The organism is Dongia sp. P2_B8, from assembly GCF_056404715.1.
The window spans coordinates 298,394-316,966 of record NZ_JBFUDM010000009.1; the positions used below are offsets into that span (position 1 = coordinate 298,394).

Consider the following 18,573-nt stretch of genomic DNA (forward strand, 5'->3'; position numbering starts at 1 on the left):
TGCTGCCCCGCACAATGAAGGTCGGGCTGGTTAATAGCCAGATTCCGCCGCCAGTTCAATCCGGCGCGGTCGACACAACATTTAAGTCACGGAAATATGGGATTGCCCATAGAGGCGGGCGCCGCAGGCGGTGGCCACATCAGAGACCTTGGCGGTCACTTGATCCGAGGCAGTGAGGGCAATCGCCTTCAGGCCCAGGCGCAGTGCTTCGATGGCAAGATCCCCGCGGCCGCCGCAATCCAGGACGATCACGGCCGTACGGTCTGGAAACTCATCCCGGACGGCCCGTTGCAGCCCCACAAACCACAAGACCCCGTGGATCTCGGCCGCATTCTCTGGCGACCACAGAACCAGCGTTTCCGTTGGGTCGGCCTGTAGCGCAGCCTTTGCCTCGGCCAGATTCGCCACGCGGGCTTTAACCGCAGAACTCAAGGCTGGACGAGGGGTGGCATGTTGGGAACCCACGAACTCGGGTTCGGGGAGTGGAAGGCGAAAGCCAGCTTAAAGCTCTCTGCAATTCTCTGGGCGCGATCGATGAAGGCATCGGCAAGGCCGGGCTGGAACAATTCCCGGGCAGTGGCCGAGAACAACTCAAGCCAACGGGCGAAATGCCGGGGCTCGATCTCGCTGATCTTGATATGGGCCGGGATCGGGCGACCTTTGTAGCGACCCGATGTCAACATGACGGACGACCAGAAACTGCACATGGTCTTGAGATGCGGCGTCCAATCGGGCCCGATCACTTTGCCAAAAATCGGCCCCAGTTCAGGGTCTTGGCGGATGCGGCCGTAGAAGGTCGCAACCAGATCCTCGATCTGACTTTCGGTCGGAATGGCCTCGTGACCGGAGGTGCTGTCGGAAACAGACATTTCAGATGCCTATTAAGATGTATGTAAGATACATAATTTAACCGGCGCGTTCCGGCAAGGGGCGGCTACTCGCCTGCGGCATCAGGCCTCAAGCTCGGCCTGGAGTCCCCGGGGTGCTCGCGATGAAGTGATCGAGGTCAATCTGGCGGTGCGGCCCGGGTCGTGAGATATCGTGACGATTGGGTCATTTATCAGGCGGACGACATGATGCGTCACTGGGTTGTTGCCTTTGCCGGCTTGGTGCTAAGCGCCTGTGCAGCACCCTATGCCGGGCCGATGACGGCAAGTTCCGGCTATGAAGTCGTGCCCTCGCCCTATGTCTACGGCGGGGCTTCGCCCTATTACGGCAATTCGATATCTCCCTGGAACTCGCCTTACGGCTTCAATTCGGGCTATGGCGGTGCCAATCGCTTTTCGCCCAGGAAGGGCCTGACCTGCGAGCGCGATCGGAACATCTGTTACGATCGCTATGGCGTCGACTATTTCGAAACGCAGAAATATCTCGGGTCGAGATCCGCCAAGCACGGTGTCAAACGCTATGGCGAGCAAGCCTTCATCTTTGCCCCCCAGCAGGGTGTGGTGTGTGATCGCCGCAGCCAATCATGTTCTGACAGCAGCGGGCTGAATGCCGTGCTGACACGCAAATATTTCAGCAAGGATGACACCAGACGTGTGGCGGCCTGGAACAACGCCGATATGTTCGCCCCCCAGGCCGGCGTCGCGTGCAGCCGCACGACGCAGATTTGCAGCAACAATGCCGGGCCGAGCGTCAATCTGACCACGCTCTATCTAGGCCAGCAGGCCGGGCTCAACCTCGCCAATCAGCAGCACCAGCCGGCACCGGTCGGTCTGCCTCCAGTGTCCCCGGTGGCACTGCCCGCGGATATCCCGCCGCTATCCCCTGAAACGGCACCGTTGCCCGAGACGGTCGCAGCACCAGCAACGGTCGAGAGCCTTCCTGTGGCTCCGGTGTCCGAACCGGTATTGTTGCCCGAAGCCGCTATGCCAGTGCCGTCGCCTGAACCGGTCGCGGTGTCCGAACCCGTGGTGGTGCCGGAACCTGCCGCAACACCGACGCCAGAACCGGTGGCGGTCATGGCCCCGGAACCGTCCCCCATGGCCGAACCAGCTATGCCAGAACCGGCGCCGATGCCTGAGCCAGCACCCGCAGCTGCGCCGGAACCGGCTCCAGCGGCGGCGTGCGAGGCGGAGACCTGCCCCTGACGGGGGCGAAACACCCGAATCCGCGAAATATGTCGCACCTCGGGTTAACGGGTTTACTTGCTATTCAGAATAACTCGCAATATCGTTTTTGCTTGATCATCCAGTGGTACCGACATCCCAGAAGCGGGGGTGGGTGCCGCGTTCCCTGAGAGTTGGTCCCTTGGCCACGATTGACACCATCGCCACTGCGCCGGGGCGCCTTTCACCAGCACGTCTTGTCCGGCCGCAGCTCTGGAATGTCTTGGTCTGGGCGATCGCCATGGCTGTGGCTTTTCCGATCCTGACCGTCTTCTCCTATGTGTTCGCCTCGAAGGGTGAGATCTGGCAACACCTCGCCGAGACGGTGCTGCCGAGCTATGTCGGCAATTCGCTGTTGCTGGTGCTGGGGGTCGGCATCGGCGTTCTGATTACCGGCGTGCCGGCGGCCTGGATGGTGACCTTGTGCCGCTTCCCCGGCCGGCGCCTGTTCGATTGGGCGCTGCTGCTGCCGATGGCGATGCCGGCCTATGTCATTGCCTATACCTATACGGGCCTGCTGGATTATGCCGGCCCGGCGCAGACGGCATTGCGCGATCTCCTTGGCCTGCAGGGAGGCCTGCGCTGGATTCCGGACGTGCGGTCGCTGCCGGGCGCCATCGTGATGCTGGTGCTGGTGCTCTATCCTTACGTCTATCTGCTGGCCCGTGCCGCGTTTCTGGAGCAATCGGCCTGCGTGCTCGAGGTGAGCCGTACGCTCGGCTGCTCGCCGTGGCGCGGCTTCTGGCGCGTGGCTTTGCCGCTGGCGCGCCCGGCCTTGGTGGCAGGCGTTGCCTTGTCGCTGATGGAAGCGCTCAACGATTTTGGCACGGTGCAGTATTTCGGGGTCGATACCTTGGCCACCGGCATTTATCGGGTCTGGCGCGGGATGGGTGATGCCGCTGCCGGGGCACAGCTCGCCGCCTTGCTGCTCTGCATCGTGTTTCTGCTGCTGGCTCTGGAGCGCTGGTCGCGTGGCCGGCGCAGTTTTGCGCATTCCACGACGCGCTACCGCCCCTTGCCACGCTATCATTTGCACGGCGCTCGCGCGCTGGGGGCGATCGTCGGCTGTGCCCTGCCGGTGGTTCTCGGCTTTCTGTTGCCGGCTTCGGTGCTGCTCTACTGGGCCATCGCCAATGTCGACGCCTGGGCAGGCGAGAAGTTCCTGACCTTGATCCGGAACAGCTTCTTCATGGCCGGCTTTGCAGCGGTGCTGGCGGTCTGCCTCGCCTCGATCCTGGCCTATGCCATGCGGTTGCGGCCAACCAGGCCGACGCACTGGGCGGTGCGCATCGCCAGCCTTGGCTACGCGATCCCGGGGCCGGTGCTGGCGATCGGCATCCTGCTCCCCTTTGCGGCGATTGATCACACCCTCAATGCCTGGGCGAAGGCCGCCTTTGGCGTGTCACCCGGTCTTGTCCTCAGCGGCACGTTGGCGGCCATCACCTTTGCCTATCTGGTGCGTTTCATGACCGTCAGCCTCAATGTGGTCGAAGCCAGCCTCGGCAAGGTGACACGGTCGATGGATTTTGCCGCCCGGTCGCTGGGGCGCAGCGCCTTTCGGACGCTGACCGATGTCCATCTGCCGATCATGCGCGGCAGCTTGCTGACCGCCGGCATCGTCGTCTTTGTCGACGTTTTGAAGGAACTGCCGGCAACGCTGGTGCTCCGCCCGTTCAATTTCGACACGCTGGCCACGATGACCTTCAACCTCGCCAGCGACGAGCGACTGGCGGAAGCCGCCGGTCCGGCCTTGGCGATGGTCGTGGTCGGTATCGTGCCGGTCTATCTGATGGCGCGTGCCAGTGCTGTGGCGCGGCCGGGACACAATGATGTTGCGACTGAATTGCCCGAAGATTTGATACAGAATCGGCTCGTATGAACACGCAATCGACCTTCGCCCTGGACCTTCAGGATGTCAGCCACAGCTATGGCGATGTTGACGCCGTGGTGCATGCCTCGCTTCATGTGAATGCGGGCGAGGTGATCTGCCTGCTGGGTCCCTCGGGTTGCGGTAAGTCCACCATTCTGCGCCTGGCAGCAGGGCTGGAGAATTTGCAGCAGGGCCGTATCCTGATGCAGGACAAGATCGTCGCCGACGGCGCCATGGGCCATAGCGTCCCGCCGGAATCGCGTGGTGTCGGGCTGGTGTTTCAGGATTTCGCCCTGTTCCCGCATCTGTCCGTTGCCCGCAATGTCGGCTTTGGCCTTTCCACCAAGGACGCCGTCGCGCGTGCCGGCCGCATTGCCGAGGTGATCGACCAGGTTGATATGTCCGACTATGCAGCCAGCTATCCCCATGCTTTGTCCGGTGGCCAGCAGCAGCGCATCGCCTTGGCCCGCGCATTGGCACCGGAGCCGGCCATTCTGCTGCTCGACGAGCCTTTTTCCGGCCTCGACGCCAGGTTGCGCGAGCAGATCCGCGATGACACGCTGCATGTCCTGAAGCGCAGCCGGACGGCAACGCTGATGGTCACTCATGATCCGGAAGAGGCCATGTTCATGGCAGACCGGATCTATCTGATGCAGGCAGGCAGGGTGGTCCAGAGCGGATCGCCGGATGCGATCTATCATCGTCCGGTCAGTCCATTCGTGGCGCGCTTCTTCACGGCGACCAATGACCTCGCGGGGACTGTCCAATCTGGCATCGTGGCGAGCCCCCTTGGGCCTTTGCCAGCACCGGGACATGCCGATGGAGCGCCGGTGCAGATCCTGATCCGGCCGGAAAGCATTCATGTCGTGACAGCCGGTAGCGGCGATTCAAGTGGCCGAATCGTGGCGGCGACGGTCGAAGAGGTGCGCTTCCTGGGCAGCAGCAAACTATTGGTCGCACGGTTGGAAAGCGGCGTTAACCGCTCGCTGACCCTGCGCGTGCGCCACACCGGCCGACATTTGCCCGAATTGGGCAGCCAGATCCTGCTGCAACTTGATCCGGCGGACGCGCTGATCTTTCCCGAGAGCCAGGGGCAGGGCGATCTTTATCGCCGGGCGAGCACGGAAATTCCGGCCTTGTCAGCAGGTTAGCGCGCCCTAAATGATAATGACTGGCTATTGTGGCGAAGCGGCGGATTTGCCATAGTCCGCCCGGGTCCGGCGCCCACCGCCGGAGGGAATATTGATTTGAGGAGAGGCCCAGATGGGTAGCTTCAGCATTTGGCATCTTCTGATCGTTTTGGTCGTTGTGCTGGTTCTGTTTGGCGGCGGCGGCAAACTGTCGAAGATCATGGGCGACCTTGGCGCCGGGATTAAGGACTTCAAGAAGAACATCAAGGACGGCAGCAAAGACGAGGCGGATTTGAATGTCGCCAAGTCCGAGGAAAAGCCGCGGGAAACCATTATCGACCGCAGCTGAGCTGGCCGGGCGGCCCTGCCTTATCAGGGATTGCCCTAACGTTTCTGCGCTAAAAGGGTGAGGCTGGATGTTCGACATCGGCTGGAGCGAGATGGCGATCATCGTCGTCGTGACCTTGGTTGTGCTCGGTCCAAAGGAATTGCCGCACGCCCTGAAGACGTTTTCCCACTGGATGCGCGCCGCGCGCAAACTGGGCAGCGAGTTTCAGAGCGGCGTCAACGAGATCGTCCGCGAGGCCGAGCTTGAGGATGCCAAGAAGGAATTGCAGAAGCTGAGCGCGGGTTCGATCGGCCAGAAGATCGAAAAGGCGATCGACCCCAGCGGGGATCTCAAGAAGGCCATCAACACACCGGTGGAAGAGACCAAGACGGCGTTGTCGGCGCCGGCAACCTTCGTTTCCGAACCCGCCGTTGCCGCCGATCCGGCCGTTGCCACGCCGCTCCCTGTTTCTGAAACGCCACCAGCCGCACCTAGCCCAGCTATCGAGGCACCGGCAGCTGCAAATGCCGACACCCTGCCGGCTGACGAACATAAATCCGATAAGAGCCTTTCAGCATGAGTGGCGCCGAAGAAGACAAGAAAATGCCACTGCTCGAGCATTTGATTGAGCTGCGGTCGCGGCTGCTTTACGCGGCGGCCGGTTTCTTGGTTGCGTTCCTGGTCTGCTTTTACTTTGCCCAGCCGATCTTCGACTTTCTGGCAAAGCCGTTGGCCAACATCCTGCATGAATTGGGCGAAGACCGGCGCTTCATCTACACCGATTTGACCGAGGTGTTTTTCACCCAGGTCAAGGTCGCAGCCTTCGGCGCACTTTGCCTTTCGTTTCCGATCATCGCCTCGCAGATCTGGGCGTTCATTGCCCCCGGCCTCTACCGCAACGAAAAGAATGCCTTCCTGCCGTTCCTGATCGCCACCCCAGTGATGTTCATGGCGGGCGCTGCGTTCCTCTACTATGTTCTGCTGCCGATGATGTGGCGCTTCTTCCTTGGCTTCGAGACCACGGGACTGTCCGGCAACATGCCGATCCAGCTGGAGGCCAAGGTTGCCGATTACGTCGGCCTGGTCATGAAGCTGGTCTTCGCTTTCGGCTTCTGCTTCGAATTGCCGGTGCTGCTCACCCTGCTGGCGCGGGTTGGGATCGTCAGCTCCGCTGCGCTGAAATCGAAGCGGCGTTACGCCATCGTCGGCGTGACCGTGGTGGCGGCGATTTTTACCCCGCCCGATGCACTCAGCATGACGTCTCTGGCCCTGCCGATGATCGCGCTCTACGAGATTTCCATTCTGCTGGCGCGCCTGTTCGAAAAGAAGCGCGAGCAGGAAGAGGCCAATCCCACGGAAGAAGAGCCCGGAACCGACGTCAAACCGGCCTGACCGACAGCCATAATCGGCCCATCCGAGCTTTGACCGTTTGCTGGTTCCGTCTTATAAGTTGAGCCGAATCGCGGATTTGGAGCTCGGCGGCTAAATGTTTGACCCTAAATGGATTCGTGACAATCCCGGTGCTTTCGACGCGGGTCGGGTACGGCGCGGTTTGGCGCCGCTTGCCGCCACCGTCATCGAGCTCGATTCCAAGCGTCGCACTACGCAGACCGCCTGGCAGGAGATGCAGGCGAAGCGGAACGATCTCTCCAAGCAGGTAGGTCAGCTGAAGGCCAAGGGTGGCGACGCTGCTGCCATCATGGCGGAAGTAGCCAGCCTCAAGGACCGGATGGCGGCTGCGGAGATCGACGAGCAGAAGGCGGCGGAAGAACTGGAAGCGCTGCTGGCGCAACAACCGAATCTGCCGGCGCATGATGTGCCGGAAGGTGTCGACGAGAGCGCCAACCGGGTCGAGCGCGAAGTCGGACAGCGCCGCAACTATGCCTTTGCCCCCAAGCAGCATTTTGAGCTTGGCGAAGCGCTGGGGCTGATGGATTTCACCGCTGCCGCCAAGATCTCCGGTGCCCGCTTCGTGGTATTGAAGGGCGCCTTGGCGCGGCTGGAACGCGCGCTCGGCCAGTTCATGCTGGACCTGCATACCGGCGAGCATGGCTATACCGAAATCAATCCACCCTTTCTGGTGCGCGACGTGTCGCTCTATGGCACCGGCAATCTGCCGAAATTCGCCGAGGATCTGTTCAAGACGGAACAGGGGCTTTACCTCATTCCCACCTCTGAAGTGCCACTGACCAATATGGTTGCCGACGAGATCGTCGATGAGGGCAAGCTGCCGCTGCGCTTTACCGCACTGACGCCCTGCTTCCGATCGGAAGCAGGTGCTGCCGGGCGCGACACGCGCGGCATGATCCGGCAGCATCAGTTTCTGAAGGTCGAGATGGTGTCCATCGCGCATCCGGATGAATCGGATGCCGAACATCAGCGCATGACTAAATGCGCGGAGAATGTTCTTTCGAAGCTGGAGCTTCCCTTTCGCGTCGTGACCTTGTCGACGGGTGACATGGGCTTCTCTGCCCAGAAGACCCACGATATCGAGGTCTGGCTGCCGGGGCAGGGCATGTACCGCGAGATTTCCAGCGTGTCCAATTGCGGCGAGTTCCAGGCGCGCCGCATGAAGGCGCGCTGCCGCAAGCCGGGCGAGAAGGGGACGCGTTTCGTGCACACGCTCAACGGATCGGGTGTCGCTGTCGGCCGCGCGCTCATCGCCGTCCTGGAAAATTATCAGCAGGAAGATGGCACAGTGGTCATTCCGGCCGCCTTGCGTCCCTATATGAACGGTCTCGAGGTCATTCGCCCCCATGCTTAAGCTGCCCTTCGATCTCAAAAAAGCCCGCATCCTCGTCACCAATGACGATGGCATTCATGCTCCAGGCCTCAAGGTGCTGGAGAAGATTGCCAAGAGCCTTTCATCGGATGTCTGGGTGGTGGCGCCGGAGAGTGAGCATAGCGGTGCCTCGCATTCGCTGACGCTGCGCCGGCCGCTGCAGATCAATCGCATCAGCCCGCGCAAGTTTGCTGTCTCCGGCACGCCCAGCGACTGCACGCTGATCGCCGTCAACCACATCATTCCCGACCGGCGTCCAGATATCGTCCTGTCGGGCGTCAATCGCGGCGCCAATCTGGGCGAAGACGTGCTTTATTCCGGCACTGTCGCTGCCGCCATGGAAGGGGCGATGCTGGGCATTCCGGCGATCGCCTTCAGCCAGGTGCGCGTGAAGGACAAGCTGCATTGGGAAACGGCCGCGGCGTTTGCCCCACAGGTCATCCGCAAGCTTGTCTCGCTGCCCTGGCCGAAGGGTGTGCTGATGAGCGTCAATTTTCCGCCAGTGGCGCCCAAGGATGTGACCGGCATTGAGGTCGGCCGTCAGGGCCGTCGCATGTCGCATGTCGAAGTGGTGCATGCGCGCGATCCGTTTGAGCGCGAAGTGACCTGGATCGGTGATTTTCCGACCGACGAGCCGGAGCATCCCGAGACCGATCTCGGCATTATCCTGACCAAGGCGGTGTCCGTGACGCCGCTTCATTTCGACCTGACTCATGGGGCGATGCTGCGGCGCATGGACGGGCTGTTTCCCAAACCCAAGCCAACCGCGAAGACAAAGAAGCCAGCCAAGGCGGCCAACAAGTTGAAGACGGATGGCCTGCCTCGATGAGCCTGCACGCGCGCAAGATCCGCATGATCATGAACTTGCGGCGGGCTGGGCTGACCGATACCAATGTCTTGAACGCGATCGAGCGGATTCCGCGCGAACTCTTCGTTCTCGATAGTTTCCACGACCAGGCCTATGAAGATCAGGCCTTGCCGATCAGTCACGGCCAGACAATCAGCCAGCCGCAGATCGTGGCGCAGATGACCGAAGCGCTGGACGTGAAGAAAAGCCACAAGGTGCTGGAGATCGGTACGGGCTCCGGCTATCAGGCCGCAGTGCTCTCCAAGCTGTGCCGCAGGCTCTATACTATTGAGCGCTACAAATCGCTGCTGGCGGAAGCCGAGCATCGTTTCCATCATTTGCGCATTCACAACATCACCAGCCGGTGCAGCGACGGTGCGCGCGGTTGGCGCGAGCAGGCGCCGTTCGACCGCATCATCGTGACGGCTGCCGCTGCCGAAGTGCCGGAGGCGCTGGTCGAGCAGCTCGCCATTGGCGGCATCATGGTCATTCCCGTGGGGCCGGAGCGCGGCGAGCAGGTCCTGGTGAAGCTGACCAAAGGTGAGGACGGCAGCCTGACGCCAAAGGTCATCGCTGATGTCCGCTTTGTACCTCTCGTCGGTGGCGCCTTGCCGGAAGGCGAGGGCCGCCCGGCGCCGCGGCGCATGGAGAATTGATGATGGTGCGTCAGATGCGCGTCAAGAAGACCGCCGCAGTGATGGCCTGCCTTATGCTCGCGGCTTGCGGCAATATGGTGGCGCCCAGCTTCAGCACGCCCAGCGCCAGCGCACCTGCCAACCCGAATATGGGACAGGTGATCAACGGTGCCTATATTGTGGCGCCCGGCGATACGCTGGCATCTGTGTCCAACCGCACCAACACGCCGATCCGGGCGCTTATCGACAATAACGGCCTGCAGCCGCCCTATAACATCCGGCCTGGCCAGGAGCTGCGCATTGCCGAGCGGCAGAATTATGTCGTGAAGTCCGGCGATACACTGGGGGGACTCGCGCGACGTTTCAACGTGCAGCAAAGTGCCCTTGTCGAGCTCAATGGACTGAAGGCACCCTACAAGCTGCAGGTTGGGCAGTCGCTGGTTCTGCCGAGCGCCGTTGAAGCGACGCAGACTGCGACGACGTCGCTGCCGCAATCCACGGCCGCACAGATTCCAGCACCCAAGGTCGATGTTGTCCCCTCGGCTGCCAATTCCGGTCCTGTGTCCGGCGGTGCTTTGCCGCCTTTGCCGGGCGCGAAAGCCGCCCCGACGGCCCCGACGCAAAACAGCCCGGTGGGTGCGAAGCCGATCGTACCGACGACCGTGTTGCCGACGACTGGGACGGGGGCTGCCGCGACGCCATTGCCGCCGGCTACCACCACATCGGCCAAGGCTGTTCCGGCAGAACCGGATCTCTCAGCCGCGGAAGAGGCTGCCGAGGGCGCCTACGAAAAAGCCAAGCAGCAGGCTACGGCGCCAGCACCTGCTGCCCAGCCCGTCGAGCCTGTTCAGACCGCCAGCGTGGCGCCGGCCAGTGCCTCCGGCTTTTCCTGGCCGGTGCAGGGCAAGGTCATCCTGAAATATGGTGCTACCACCGATGGGCTGCGCAATGACGGCATCAACATTGCGGCCCCCGCCGGTGCGCCGGTGATGGCTGCTGCCGACGGTACCGTTGCCTATGCCGGTAATCAGTTGCGCGGCTTTGGCAATCTTGTGCTGATCCGGCATGCCAATGGCCTGATCACCGCCTATGCCCACAACCAGTCGCTGCTGGTGCAGAAGGGTGACAAGGTGAAACGAGGTGCCACGATCGCGCGTGTGGGCTCGACCGGCAACGTCGCCAAGCCGCAGCTTCATTTCGAGATCCGCAAAGGCGAAGAGCCGGTGGATCCGATGAAGTATCTGGGCAGCTAAAGCTCGATCTTCTTGCCGAGGCGGCCAGCGAGGTCCTGGATGAATTGCCAGGCGACACGGCCGGAACGGGCACCGCGCGTGACCGACCATTCGATGGCCTGGGCGTGGATATCTTCCGGCGGCAGATCGAGCCCGAAGCTTTGGCAATAGCCGTCGATGATGGCGAAAAAGGTCTCCTGGTCGCAATTGTGGAAGCCGAGCCACAGGCCGAAACGGTCTGAGAGCGAGACCTTCTCTTCGACCGCTTCCGATGGATTGATGGCGGTTGAGCGCTCGTTCTCGATCATGTCGCGCGGCATCAGATGACGGCGGTTTGAGGTGGCGTAGAACAGCACATTGCCGGGCCGCCCCTCGATGCCGCCCTCCAGCACCGCCTTCAGCGATTTGTAGCTGGCGTCCGAGGCATCGAACGAGAGATCGTCGCAGAAGATGACGCTGCGGCAGCCCTGGTCGTTGAGCAGGACCAGGAGCCGGGGCAGGGTGACGAGATCTTCGCGGTGGATTTCGATCAGCTTCAACGGGGTCGCCGGGTCGAGGTTGATCGCTGCATGAACTGCCTTTACCAGCGAGCTTTTCCCCGTACCGCGGGCACCCCAAAGCAGCGCGTTGTTGGCCGGGAGGCCACGCGCAAAGCGCCGTGTATTGTCGAGGAGGATATCCTTGTTGCGATCGATCCCCTGCAGCAGGTTGATATGCACCCGGGATACAGCCACGACCGGCTGCAGCCAATGCGTCTCCGGATGCCAGACAAAGGCATCGGCGGCGGCCAGATCGATTGCCTTGGACTTGGCCGGCGCCAAACGCTCGAGACTGTCGGCAATACGCTGCAGCAAGGGAAGCATATCGTTCTGATTCATCTGCACTACCTCGTGGGAACTGCAGATTTCATAACGATTTCACGGCGCCGACGCCAGAGACTGTGTGCGCTCTTCAACCGTTGCCGGAATCGATGGCATTGGTACGCTGGAAGGCAGGCCGTGCTGCTGCGCGCGCCGTATATGCCGTGAAGGCGGGCCGTTCCGGCACCACCTTCATGATATGCATGCCGAAATGCAGGCTGGTCGCCATCAGGACGTCAGCGGCGCTGAACCGCCGGCCCAGCAGCCAGTCGCCGCCCGACACGGCAGCTTCAACCACATCCATCACCCGATCGAAACTGCCCCATCCGGCCGCTACCGGATCAATCTCGATATTCATCATCTTCTGCAGGAAGGCTGGTTCCATATTGGCAGCGTTGAAGAACATCCAGTGCAGGTAGCGCCCACGCAGCGGGTCGCCGATCTTTGGCGCGAGATTGGCTTCCGGAAACTTGTCGGCGAGATAGGTGCAGATGGCGGCGGTTTCGGCCACGTCGACATCGCCATCGGTGAGGGTTGGCACCTTCTTCATAGGGTTGGCGCTGGCAAGCCCCGGATCCGTCTCCCCACCCCGAATGGTGACGCGGATGCGCTCATAGGGGCAGCCGATTTCCTCCAGCAGCCAGATGGCACGAATAGCGCGGGTATGCGGGGCCCAATAGAGTTTCATGCTGTTTCCCTGTCCCAGACAAAATGGAACATAAAAAGAACACAGGTAGCCTATGCTGGCAAGTCCTATCCGGGCTTAGCGAAGCGACCAGCTGCGCGTCCTGTCGTCCATGATGTAGTGGATATAGCCGAACAGGAACTCGATGCCCTCGCCGTTGCGGCGGAGCGGCAGAAGCAGGATCAGATAATCGACATAATCGCGGCTACTGTCGCGGATCCAGCGCAGGCTGTCATGGCGCAATTCCACGGCACCTTTGGCAGCATTAAGATGATGTTCCCAGATCACATGAAAGGCGTCATTGCGCGGCACCATTTGGCTGAGCATGGATCCGCTGTAGTCGATGCCGTCAAAGGCGACGATTGCCGTGCCCATCAAGCGATAGTGAAAATCGTAGGCCGGATCACCGATCACATCGATCAGCAGCACATTCGGCAGCAGCTTAGGAATATCGGTGGGATCAATATCGGACCGGAGTGGTGGCCGATCGTCGGTCTGTTTCGACTTCCAATATTCATGGAAGCTGCGCAGATCGCCATGTTCTGGTGCGTTCATCGCCTCTTCGAAGGCGGCACTGCCAACAGGCATGCGCGATCGCGGCGCCGCGGATATCAGGGATGACAGCATGGAATGGTTCACGGCTTGGACCTCAATGCGGTGCAACCGCGCCCAGTCAACCTCGGTTACCAAGCGTGCTTTTAACTATAATGTTCTCAAGGTGGTTGTCCAATATTGGTTTCAGGGTAAGTAATTGTCCTATTATTCCACCAGAAATTCTTGATCAGGCGACAAATCTCTTCGGCATTCTGTTCTGTGAGGATGTGACCGGTACCATCGAGTATTTTGAATGCCGCGTGTGGCACGATGGTCGTCACAAGGGCAGCCTGGGCCAGGGAAATGACGGGATCGTCTTCGCCGTGCAGCATCAGCATCGGCGTTCTTATGGCGCGCAGGAGAACCTCGCGTGAGCCGGTCGCACGCATGGCACGGGCCTGGCGCCAAGTACCGGCTGGTCGATAAGCGCGAGCAAAGGACTGCTGGATTGCTGCCCGCCGCGCAGCAACACCCGGCAAGGGCGAGCGGCCTGCATAAACTGCTTCCGCGGCCAGCATCTGTGCAATCAGCCGGTCCTGGTGCGGTTCGAATAGGATGGACTGACGCATCATGTGGTCTGCGTCGGCCGTGCAATCGAGCCACTGCTGCCCGGCAGAGGTCATGAGCCCGACCAACGACGCGACCCGGGAGGGTGCACTGGCCGCCACAATCTGTCCGATCATGCCACCCATGGAAAAGCCGATCAGATGAGCCTTGTCGACGTTGAGGAAGTCGAGCAGTTGCACGACATCCTGCGCCATGTCGTGGAGCGTGTAAGGAGGTCGCGCAAGGAGTGGTGCCTGGCCGGGGAAGTGACCCATCGTGAGGGACGGATCGATGGCGGGGCCAAACAGCTGTGACAGGCCGGCATCGCGATTGTCGAACAGAACGACCTGCCGCTCAGCGGCCAACCCGCTGATCAGCTCCGCTGGCCATTCCGGGATCTGCATGCCGAGACCTTGAATCATCAACACCGGTATGGCGTGCCGATCGGCATGCGGGCCAAGCACCCGGTCATAGCAAAGCGACAGGCCACCTAGATCTGCAAACGGCATGGATGGCCAGCGCTGCGCGGCTACAGGTCAGAAGCCAAGAGACTGCTTCACCGCCGCAAGACCATCGCTACCGTCGACCGTGGTCACGCCGGCCAGCCATTTGTCGAGATGGTCAGGATGGGCCTTCAGCGCCTTGGTGGCGGCATCCGTCGGGGTCATGCTATCGCGGATGAGATATGCCATGCCCTCATTCTCGAGCGCGATGTCGAAGCTCACATTGTTAAGCAAAGCTGCGACATTCGGGCATTCCTGCATATAGCCTTTGCGCACCTGGGTATGAACTGTGGCAGCACCAAGGTCGGCACCGAAATAGGCATCGCCGCCGGTCAGGTAGGCGAGCTTGAAATCATTGTTCATCGGATGCGGCGCCCAGCCCTGGAAGACGATCCAATTCTGTTTGCGGACGGCTTTGTCGACCTGGGTCAGCATGCCCTGTTCGCTGGATTCGACGACCTCCCATGTCGCGAGATCGAATTTCGGATCCTTGACGATGTCGAACATCAGCTGGTTCGAGCCCGGTTCGATGCCATACATTTTGCGCTCGAACTTGTCGGCGAATTTCGCCAGATCGGCGATGTCGTGAACGCCGGCGTCGTAGACATATTGCGGGACAGCGAAGGTGTATTTGGCGCCTTCAAGATTCTGATGGACGGTTTCGACCGAGCCGTCCGCCTTGTAGGCCTCGTAATAGGTGACCATGGCCGGGTCCCAATAGCCCATGAAGACATCGAGATCCTTGTTCTTGAGACTTTGGTAGATGATGTCGAGCCCGAGCAAATTCGTCTCGGCCTTATAGCCGAGGCCGGTGAGGATCGTTTGCATGACACCGGTGGTAAAGGTGAGGTCGTTCCAGCCGGGCTCGGCCATGCGGACCTTTTGGCAATTCTCCGGCTCGACGGCCCAGGCGATCTGCGGGACAGAGAAGGCAATGGCACTCAGCAGGAAAAGATATTGGCGCATGGTCGGTCTCCCATTCCTAAAGCCGGTATCGGTCTTAATTTGACCGGTTGGTTTATTTATTGACCCATGGGTCAATTTATAGTCCAGATGGACAATCATGGCAAGGGGCGTGACAATGCAATGGTCGATTTCCGCCGGAGAATCAGATTGCCGCGTTTGAGCATTGAACAGTTGCGCCGTCAGGAACTAGCTGCCGCCGCCTATGAAATCCTGCAGGAGGAGGGCATTGCCGGGACCACACTGGCGAAGGTCGCCGAACGGGCCGGTATGTCGAAAGGCATCGTCCTCCATTATTTCAAAGGCAAGGACGAGCTGCTTGAGGTCGTTATGCGCCACGCTAACGCATTATTGCGGGATGAGGTGGTCGGGCTGATGTCCCAGGCTGCAACGCCGCGGGAGCGGATTGCAGCGATCGTCGCCGGAAACTTCTCGCCGAAATTCTTCAAGCCAGAGATTTGCAATGCTTGGCTGTCTCTTTGTGCCGAAGTGCCGCGCAATCCCAATTTCGCACGCATCCAGCGTGCCATCCATGCGCGGATGCGCAGCAATCTTTTGTCGGCGCTCAAGCATCTTTTGCCGCCAGCCAAGGCGGACGCAGCCGTCATCGGCATCACGGCGATGATCGATGGCCTCTGGCTGCGTTTCGGCTTGAGCCAGGAGGGCCTCAGTCTTGCGGAGGCCAAAAGCCAGATGGACGGGATATTGGAGCTGCATCTCGGCGGCGCGGGCAGCCGTACGCCCAAGCCTAAACGGCGGGCAGGGTGAGCTCTCGCCAATCGATTTCCGCCAAGGCGGGATCCCCGGGGAGCACGGCCATGGCGAGATTGAGGTCTGCCGGCAGGCGATGATGGACGAGGTGCCATTTTTGCCACCGCCAGCTGCCCTCGTCTGGGCCCACCGCTACCCGGTCCTGCCGGTCGCTGACCATGCTGAGCCCGGCACCTAGGGCTTTCGCGACTGCCTCCCGCACCGTCCAGATGCGATAGAAGCCTGCTGCACCTTCTCGGCCGCAGCGCTCGCGTTCCAGGGGGCCGAAAGCCGCTTCGGCAATACCGGCGACGTTGCGTCCGGGCCGTGGCCGCTCGATGTCGATGCCAACGGGACCCAGCTTCGTTGCGACACAAGCGAGCTTTGAGCCGCTATGCGACAGGGAGACGAAAATACCGGATTTTCCGCCGTCCATTGTGGTTAAAATCGGGCGGCCCGATGGCTCTGTTGCGACGCAAAAATCCTGGGCCGGGCGGTGGCCGAGAGACGCTGCCAGCCGGGCCAACGTTTCCCGCCCGGCAGCAGATTGCCGGGCGCGGTCCGGTACATCGCAGATGGTAAAATAAACGCGATTCTCGGGCATATCACTCTTGTCTGGATAAAAGAGGGCGTATAACAACCCTTGGAAATGCGCGCTTTTGGACGTCTGCGCTGCGCTCGAATTGAGGCGTTAATTATTCATGATTGCCGGCGAACTGCCCAGCAAATTGTCCATGGTCGTCAGCGACTGGTTTGCCTGGGCGCCGGGACGGGAAACGCGCCAGGACTGGCGTGCCTGGGCTGGTCAGGACGTGACCACACTGGAACTTGATGCGCCCATGCCGGTCCTGCCGATGATGCTGCGGCGGCGCGCGACACCCATCGGGCAAAAGGCGCTTGGCGCCGCTCTGGCTTGCGAGGGTGTCAAGGACGCACGCTATGTCCTTGCTTCCCGGCATGGCGAATTCGATCGCACTGTGATCTTGCTGACGTCGCTGGCCGAGAACGAACCGTCCTCGCCAGCGGAGTTCAGCATGTCGGTACATCACGGTCTTACCGGCCTGTTGTCGATCCATACCGGTAACCGGCAAGGTCATACCGCGATTGCAGCAACCCGCGATAGTTTTGGCTACGGCCTGATCGAAGCAGCCGCCTGTCTGCGCGAGACGCCGGAGAGGCCAGTACTGTTTCTCTATTTCGACGCACCTTTGCCGGATAGCTACGCGGTGTTCCGGCCGGCTGCCGAGGCCAATCTGCCGCTCACTGTCGCATTGACGCTTTCCGCCGGCGGTGCTGATCCCATTGAGCTCACATGCCGTGCCGTGGAGGATGATAGTGCATCAAGCTCCTTGGCCGAGGTTTTTCTGAAGTTCCTGCTGGCTGGCGAAGATATGGCGGAAGCCGCGGGTGAATGCATGTCGTGGCGGTGGCGCCGTGCTGATTAACGCGCTCAATTATGTTTGGCGGCTGGCCGGCACCGGCTTGGCCTTCGCTTGCTTTTTTGGCGGTGGCCTGTTGCTGGCACTGACCGTCTTTCCGATGATTGCACTGTTCGTGCGGGAAGAAGAGCGGCGGGTCCGTGCGGTGCAGGCGGTGATCCACCGTGTCTTTCGCTTCTATATCGGGATGCTGCAGTGGCTGGGCATCATGAAGCTCGAAGTGACGGGAGCCCGGGCCCTGGTGGACGGCAAAGGTCGCATGATCATCGCCAACCATCCGACCCTGCTTGATGTGGTCATCCTGATGTCGCTGGTGCCGCGGGCGCAGTGCATCGTCAAGGCAGAGCTATGGCGTAGCCGCTATCTCGGCGGGGTGATGCGCTGGGCCGGCTACATCCGCAACGACCTGGAACCAGAAGCCCTGCTGGCAGCGTGCAAACAGGCCATGGTGGCCGGCAAAAGCCTGATCATTTTTCCCGAAGGAACCCGCTCGCGCCCGGGCGAAGGGCTGCAGTTCCGGCGGGGATTTGCCAATATTGCCCTGTTGGCGGAAGCGGAAATCCAGCTGGTGACGATCGATTGCCGGCCGATCATGCTCAGCAAGGGCGATCCCTGGTGGAAAATACCTGCCAAAAGGTCCCTGTTTCGCGTAACAGTAGGGGAGCGTCTGGACGCGGCCAATGCCCTTGGTTATCAATACCGCTCGCTGGCGGCCCGCCATTTAGTGCGGCGGCTGCAGACTTACTTTATGGAACAGTTAGAACTCGGATAATGGCGTATGGACGATTTGGAACGTGACATTAAGGCGCTGATCATCGAAGCGCTGAAATTGGAAGATATTCAGCCCGACGATATCGACAGCAACGAGATGCTTTTTGGGACCGGCCTTGGGCTTGATTCCATCGATGCCCTGGAACTGGGAGTGGCACTGCGCAAGCATTACGGCCTGAAGATCGAGACCATCACCGACGAGGTGAAGGCGCATTTTGCCAGCGTCCGCAGTCTCGCGGCCTTTGTCCACAGCCAAGTCAAGCGCGAGGGTGGTGCCGATGCTGTCGCGTGACGATATTTACACCACGCTGCGGAGTTATCTGGAAGACATGTTCGAGATTCCCGCAGACAAGATTTCGCCACAAGCGCGCCTCTATGAGGATCTCGATCTGGATTCGATCGATGCCGTCGATTTGGTCGTCAAGCTGCAGGAATTGACAGGCCGCAAGCTCAAGGTCGACGAGTTCAAGTCCGTGCGTACGGTTGGCGACGTGATTGACCGCGTCCATGCTGTTCTCGCGGAATAG

Annotated in this window: 23 protein-coding genes; 15 read left to right on the top strand and 8 right to left on the bottom strand. The window is 60.9% G+C overall.

Annotation, left to right across the window (positions count from 1 at the left end; all coding sequences use genetic code 11):
• Window positions 1-81: 81 nt before the first annotated feature.
• A complete protein-coding gene (locus AC1DWZ_RS22370; RefSeq protein WP_477171165.1) occupies window positions 82-408 on the bottom strand; it encodes a hypothetical protein in 327 nt (108 codons plus the stop codon).
• Between the two features lie 20 nt (window positions 409-428).
• Window positions 429-869: a group III truncated hemoglobin gene (locus tag AC1DWZ_RS22375; protein ID WP_477171166.1), complete on the bottom strand. Its 441-nt coding sequence runs from the start codon at window positions 867-869 to the stop codon at window positions 429-431.
• 204 nt (window positions 870-1,073) lie between these two features.
• On the opposite strand from AC1DWZ_RS22375, the gene AC1DWZ_RS22380 reads away from it, so the two are divergent.
• The 10 genes from AC1DWZ_RS22380 to AC1DWZ_RS22425 all read left to right on the top strand — a co-directional run bounded on the left by AC1DWZ_RS22380 (window position 1,074) and on the right by AC1DWZ_RS22425 (window position 10,956).
• Entirely contained in the window at window positions 1,074-2,093 is a 1,020-nt protein-coding gene (locus AC1DWZ_RS22380) for a YcgJ family protein (protein WP_477171167.1), read from the top strand.
• A 160-nt stretch (window positions 2,094-2,253) separates the two neighbouring features.
• Window positions 2,254-3,990: an ABC transporter permease gene (locus AC1DWZ_RS22385; protein ID WP_477171168.1), complete on the top strand. Its 1,737-nt coding sequence runs from the start codon at window positions 2,254-2,256 to the stop codon at window positions 3,988-3,990.
• Window positions 3,987-5,132, top strand: a complete 1,146-nt coding sequence (locus tag AC1DWZ_RS22390) for an ABC transporter ATP-binding protein (RefSeq protein WP_477171169.1) — start codon at window positions 3,987-3,989, stop codon at window positions 5,130-5,132. The genes AC1DWZ_RS22385 and AC1DWZ_RS22390 overlap by 4 nt, the downstream gene beginning before the upstream one ends.
• A 112-nt stretch (window positions 5,133-5,244) precedes the next feature.
• A complete protein-coding gene (gene tatA, locus AC1DWZ_RS22395) occupies window positions 5,245-5,460 on the top strand; it encodes a twin-arginine translocase TatA/TatE family subunit (protein WP_477171170.1) in 216 nt (71 codons plus the stop codon).
• Between the two features lie 67 nt (window positions 5,461-5,527).
• A complete protein-coding gene (tatB, locus tag AC1DWZ_RS22400; protein WP_477171171.1) occupies window positions 5,528-6,019 on the top strand; it encodes a Sec-independent protein translocase protein TatB in 492 nt (163 codons plus the stop codon).
• Entirely contained in the window at window positions 6,016-6,831 is an 816-nt protein-coding gene (tatC, locus tag AC1DWZ_RS22405; RefSeq protein ID WP_477171172.1) for a twin-arginine translocase subunit TatC, read from the top strand. The genes tatB and tatC overlap by 4 nt, the downstream gene beginning before the upstream one ends.
• A gap of 94 nt (window positions 6,832-6,925) precedes the next feature.
• Entirely contained in the window at window positions 6,926-8,203 is a 1,278-nt protein-coding gene (gene serS, locus AC1DWZ_RS22410; RefSeq protein ID WP_477171173.1) for a serine--tRNA ligase, read from the top strand.
• Complete coding sequence (gene surE / locus AC1DWZ_RS22415; protein WP_477171174.1) at window positions 8,196-9,050, top strand: 5'/3'-nucleotidase SurE; 855 nt, start codon at window positions 8,196-8,198, stop codon at window positions 9,048-9,050. Before serS ends, surE begins: the two co-directional genes overlap by 8 nt.
• The gene (locus AC1DWZ_RS22420; protein WP_477171175.1) at window positions 9,047-9,724 is read left to right on the top strand and encodes a protein-L-isoaspartate(D-aspartate) O-methyltransferase; all 678 of its coding nucleotides are present in this window, start codon (window positions 9,047-9,049) and stop codon (window positions 9,722-9,724) included. The genes surE and AC1DWZ_RS22420 overlap by 4 nt, the downstream gene beginning before the upstream one ends.
• Window positions 9,724-10,956 (top strand): peptidoglycan DD-metalloendopeptidase family protein, encoded by a 1,233-nt coding sequence (locus AC1DWZ_RS22425; protein ID WP_477171176.1) that lies wholly within the window; start codon window positions 9,724-9,726, stop codon window positions 10,954-10,956. Before AC1DWZ_RS22420 ends, AC1DWZ_RS22425 begins: the two co-directional genes overlap by 1 nt.
• On the opposite strand, the gene AC1DWZ_RS22430 is transcribed toward AC1DWZ_RS22425, so the two are convergent.
• The 5 genes from AC1DWZ_RS22430 to choX all read right to left on the bottom strand — a co-directional run bounded on the left by AC1DWZ_RS22430 (window position 10,953) and on the right by choX (window position 15,089).
• On the bottom strand, window positions 10,953-11,813 hold the full coding sequence (locus AC1DWZ_RS22430; protein ID WP_477171177.1) for an ATP-binding protein: 861 nt from the start codon (window positions 11,811-11,813) through the stop codon (window positions 10,953-10,955). The genes AC1DWZ_RS22425 and AC1DWZ_RS22430 overlap by 4 nt on opposite strands.
• A gap of 73 nt (window positions 11,814-11,886) precedes the next feature.
• Window positions 11,887-12,483 (bottom strand): glutathione S-transferase family protein, encoded by a 597-nt coding sequence (locus AC1DWZ_RS22435; protein ID WP_477171178.1) that lies wholly within the window; start codon window positions 12,481-12,483, stop codon window positions 11,887-11,889.
• Window positions 12,484-12,558: 75 nt separating this feature from the next.
• Window positions 12,559-13,068: a PAS domain-containing protein gene (locus AC1DWZ_RS22440; RefSeq protein ID WP_477171179.1), complete on the bottom strand. Its 510-nt coding sequence runs from the start codon at window positions 13,066-13,068 to the stop codon at window positions 12,559-12,561.
• 125 nt (window positions 13,069-13,193) lie between these two features.
• Window positions 13,194-14,129: an alpha/beta fold hydrolase gene (locus AC1DWZ_RS22445; protein ID WP_477171180.1), complete on the bottom strand. Its 936-nt coding sequence runs from the start codon at window positions 14,127-14,129 to the stop codon at window positions 13,194-13,196.
• A gap of 27 nt (window positions 14,130-14,156) precedes the next feature.
• Window positions 14,157-15,089, bottom strand: a complete 933-nt coding sequence (gene choX, locus AC1DWZ_RS22450; protein ID WP_477171181.1) for a choline ABC transporter substrate-binding protein — start codon at window positions 15,087-15,089, stop codon at window positions 14,157-14,159.
• Between the two features lie 147 nt (window positions 15,090-15,236).
• Here choX and betI point away from each other — a divergent pair, with 147 nt between their 5' ends.
• Window positions 15,237-15,854, top strand: a complete 618-nt coding sequence (gene betI, locus AC1DWZ_RS22455; protein ID WP_477171182.1) for a choline-binding transcriptional repressor BetI — start codon at window positions 15,237-15,239, stop codon at window positions 15,852-15,854.
• On the opposite strand, the gene AC1DWZ_RS22460 is transcribed toward betI, so the two are convergent.
• Window positions 15,835-16,272 (bottom strand): 4'-phosphopantetheinyl transferase family protein, encoded by a 438-nt coding sequence (locus AC1DWZ_RS22460; RefSeq protein ID WP_477171183.1) that lies wholly within the window; start codon window positions 16,270-16,272, stop codon window positions 15,835-15,837. The genes betI and AC1DWZ_RS22460 overlap by 20 nt on opposite strands.
• 265 nt (window positions 16,273-16,537) lie before the next feature.
• Here AC1DWZ_RS22460 and AC1DWZ_RS22465 point away from each other — a divergent pair, with 265 nt between their 5' ends.
• From AC1DWZ_RS22465 to AC1DWZ_RS22480, 4 genes are read left to right on the top strand one after another with little or no spacing between them, the layout of a single operon-like run.
• Entirely contained in the window at window positions 16,538-17,281 is a 744-nt protein-coding gene (locus AC1DWZ_RS22465; protein WP_477171184.1) for a beta-ketoacyl synthase chain length factor, read from the top strand.
• A complete protein-coding gene (locus AC1DWZ_RS22470; RefSeq protein WP_477171185.1) occupies window positions 17,271-18,047 on the top strand; it encodes a lysophospholipid acyltransferase family protein in 777 nt (258 codons plus the stop codon). The genes AC1DWZ_RS22465 and AC1DWZ_RS22470 overlap by 11 nt, the downstream gene beginning before the upstream one ends.
• A gap of 6 nt (window positions 18,048-18,053) precedes the next feature.
• Window positions 18,054-18,338 carry a phosphopantetheine-binding protein gene (locus tag AC1DWZ_RS22475; RefSeq protein ID WP_477171186.1) on the top strand — a complete coding sequence of 95 codons (285 nt, stop codon included), beginning with the start codon at window positions 18,054-18,056 and terminating at the stop codon, window positions 18,336-18,338.
• Entirely contained in the window at window positions 18,325-18,573 is a 249-nt protein-coding gene (locus tag AC1DWZ_RS22480) for an acyl carrier protein (RefSeq protein WP_477171187.1), read from the top strand. The genes AC1DWZ_RS22475 and AC1DWZ_RS22480 overlap by 14 nt, the downstream gene beginning before the upstream one ends.

Excerpts from the sequence above, each read along its gene's own strand:
- tatC (WP_477171172.1), top strand. The coding sequence starts at position 6,016 with ATGAGTGGCGCCGAAGAAGACAAGAAAATGCCACTGCTCGAGCATTTG.
- AC1DWZ_RS22460 (WP_477171183.1), bottom strand. The coding sequence starts at position 16,272 with ATGGACGGCGGAAAATCCGGTATTTTCGTCTCCCTGTCGCATAGCGGC.
- surE (WP_477171174.1), top strand. The coding sequence starts at position 8,196 with ATGCTTAAGCTGCCCTTCGATCTCAAAAAAGCCCGCATCCTCGTCACC.
- AC1DWZ_RS22475 (WP_477171186.1), top strand. The coding sequence starts at position 18,054 with ATGGACGATTTGGAACGTGACATTAAGGCGCTGATCATCGAAGCGCTG.
- AC1DWZ_RS22465 (WP_477171184.1), top strand. The coding sequence starts at position 16,538 with ATGATTGCCGGCGAACTGCCCAGCAAATTGTCCATGGTCGTCAGCGAC.
- choX (WP_477171181.1), bottom strand. The coding sequence starts at position 15,089 with ATGCGCCAATATCTTTTCCTGCTGAGTGCCATTGCCTTCTCTGTCCCG.
- AC1DWZ_RS22480 (WP_477171187.1), top strand. The coding sequence starts at position 18,325 with ATGCTGTCGCGTGACGATATTTACACCACGCTGCGGAGTTATCTGGAA.
- AC1DWZ_RS22390 (WP_477171169.1), top strand. The coding sequence starts at position 3,987 with ATGAACACGCAATCGACCTTCGCCCTGGACCTTCAGGATGTCAGCCAC.
- serS (WP_477171173.1), top strand. The coding sequence starts at position 6,926 with ATGTTTGACCCTAAATGGATTCGTGACAATCCCGGTGCTTTCGACGCG.
- AC1DWZ_RS22425 (WP_477171176.1), top strand. The coding sequence starts at position 9,724 with ATGATGGTGCGTCAGATGCGCGTCAAGAAGACCGCCGCAGTGATGGCC.
- AC1DWZ_RS22440 (WP_477171179.1), bottom strand. The coding sequence starts at position 13,068 with ATGCCTGTTGGCAGTGCCGCCTTCGAAGAGGCGATGAACGCACCAGAA.
- AC1DWZ_RS22380 (WP_477171167.1), top strand. The coding sequence starts at position 1,074 with ATGATGCGTCACTGGGTTGTTGCCTTTGCCGGCTTGGTGCTAAGCGCC.
- AC1DWZ_RS22435 (WP_477171178.1), bottom strand. The coding sequence starts at position 12,483 with ATGAAACTCTATTGGGCCCCGCATACCCGCGCTATTCGTGCCATCTGG.
- tatA (WP_477171170.1), top strand. The coding sequence starts at position 5,245 with ATGGGTAGCTTCAGCATTTGGCATCTTCTGATCGTTTTGGTCGTTGTG.
- AC1DWZ_RS22430 (WP_477171177.1), bottom strand. The coding sequence starts at position 11,813 with ATGAATCAGAACGATATGCTTCCCTTGCTGCAGCGTATTGCCGACAGT.
- AC1DWZ_RS22445 (WP_477171180.1), bottom strand. The coding sequence starts at position 14,129 with ATGCCGTTTGCAGATCTAGGTGGCCTGTCGCTTTGCTATGACCGGGTG.
- AC1DWZ_RS22420 (WP_477171175.1), top strand. The coding sequence starts at position 9,047 with ATGAGCCTGCACGCGCGCAAGATCCGCATGATCATGAACTTGCGGCGG.
- AC1DWZ_RS22375 (WP_477171166.1), bottom strand. The coding sequence starts at position 869 with ATGTCTGTTTCCGACAGCACCTCCGGTCACGAGGCCATTCCGACCGAA.
- tatB (WP_477171171.1), top strand. The coding sequence starts at position 5,528 with ATGTTCGACATCGGCTGGAGCGAGATGGCGATCATCGTCGTCGTGACC.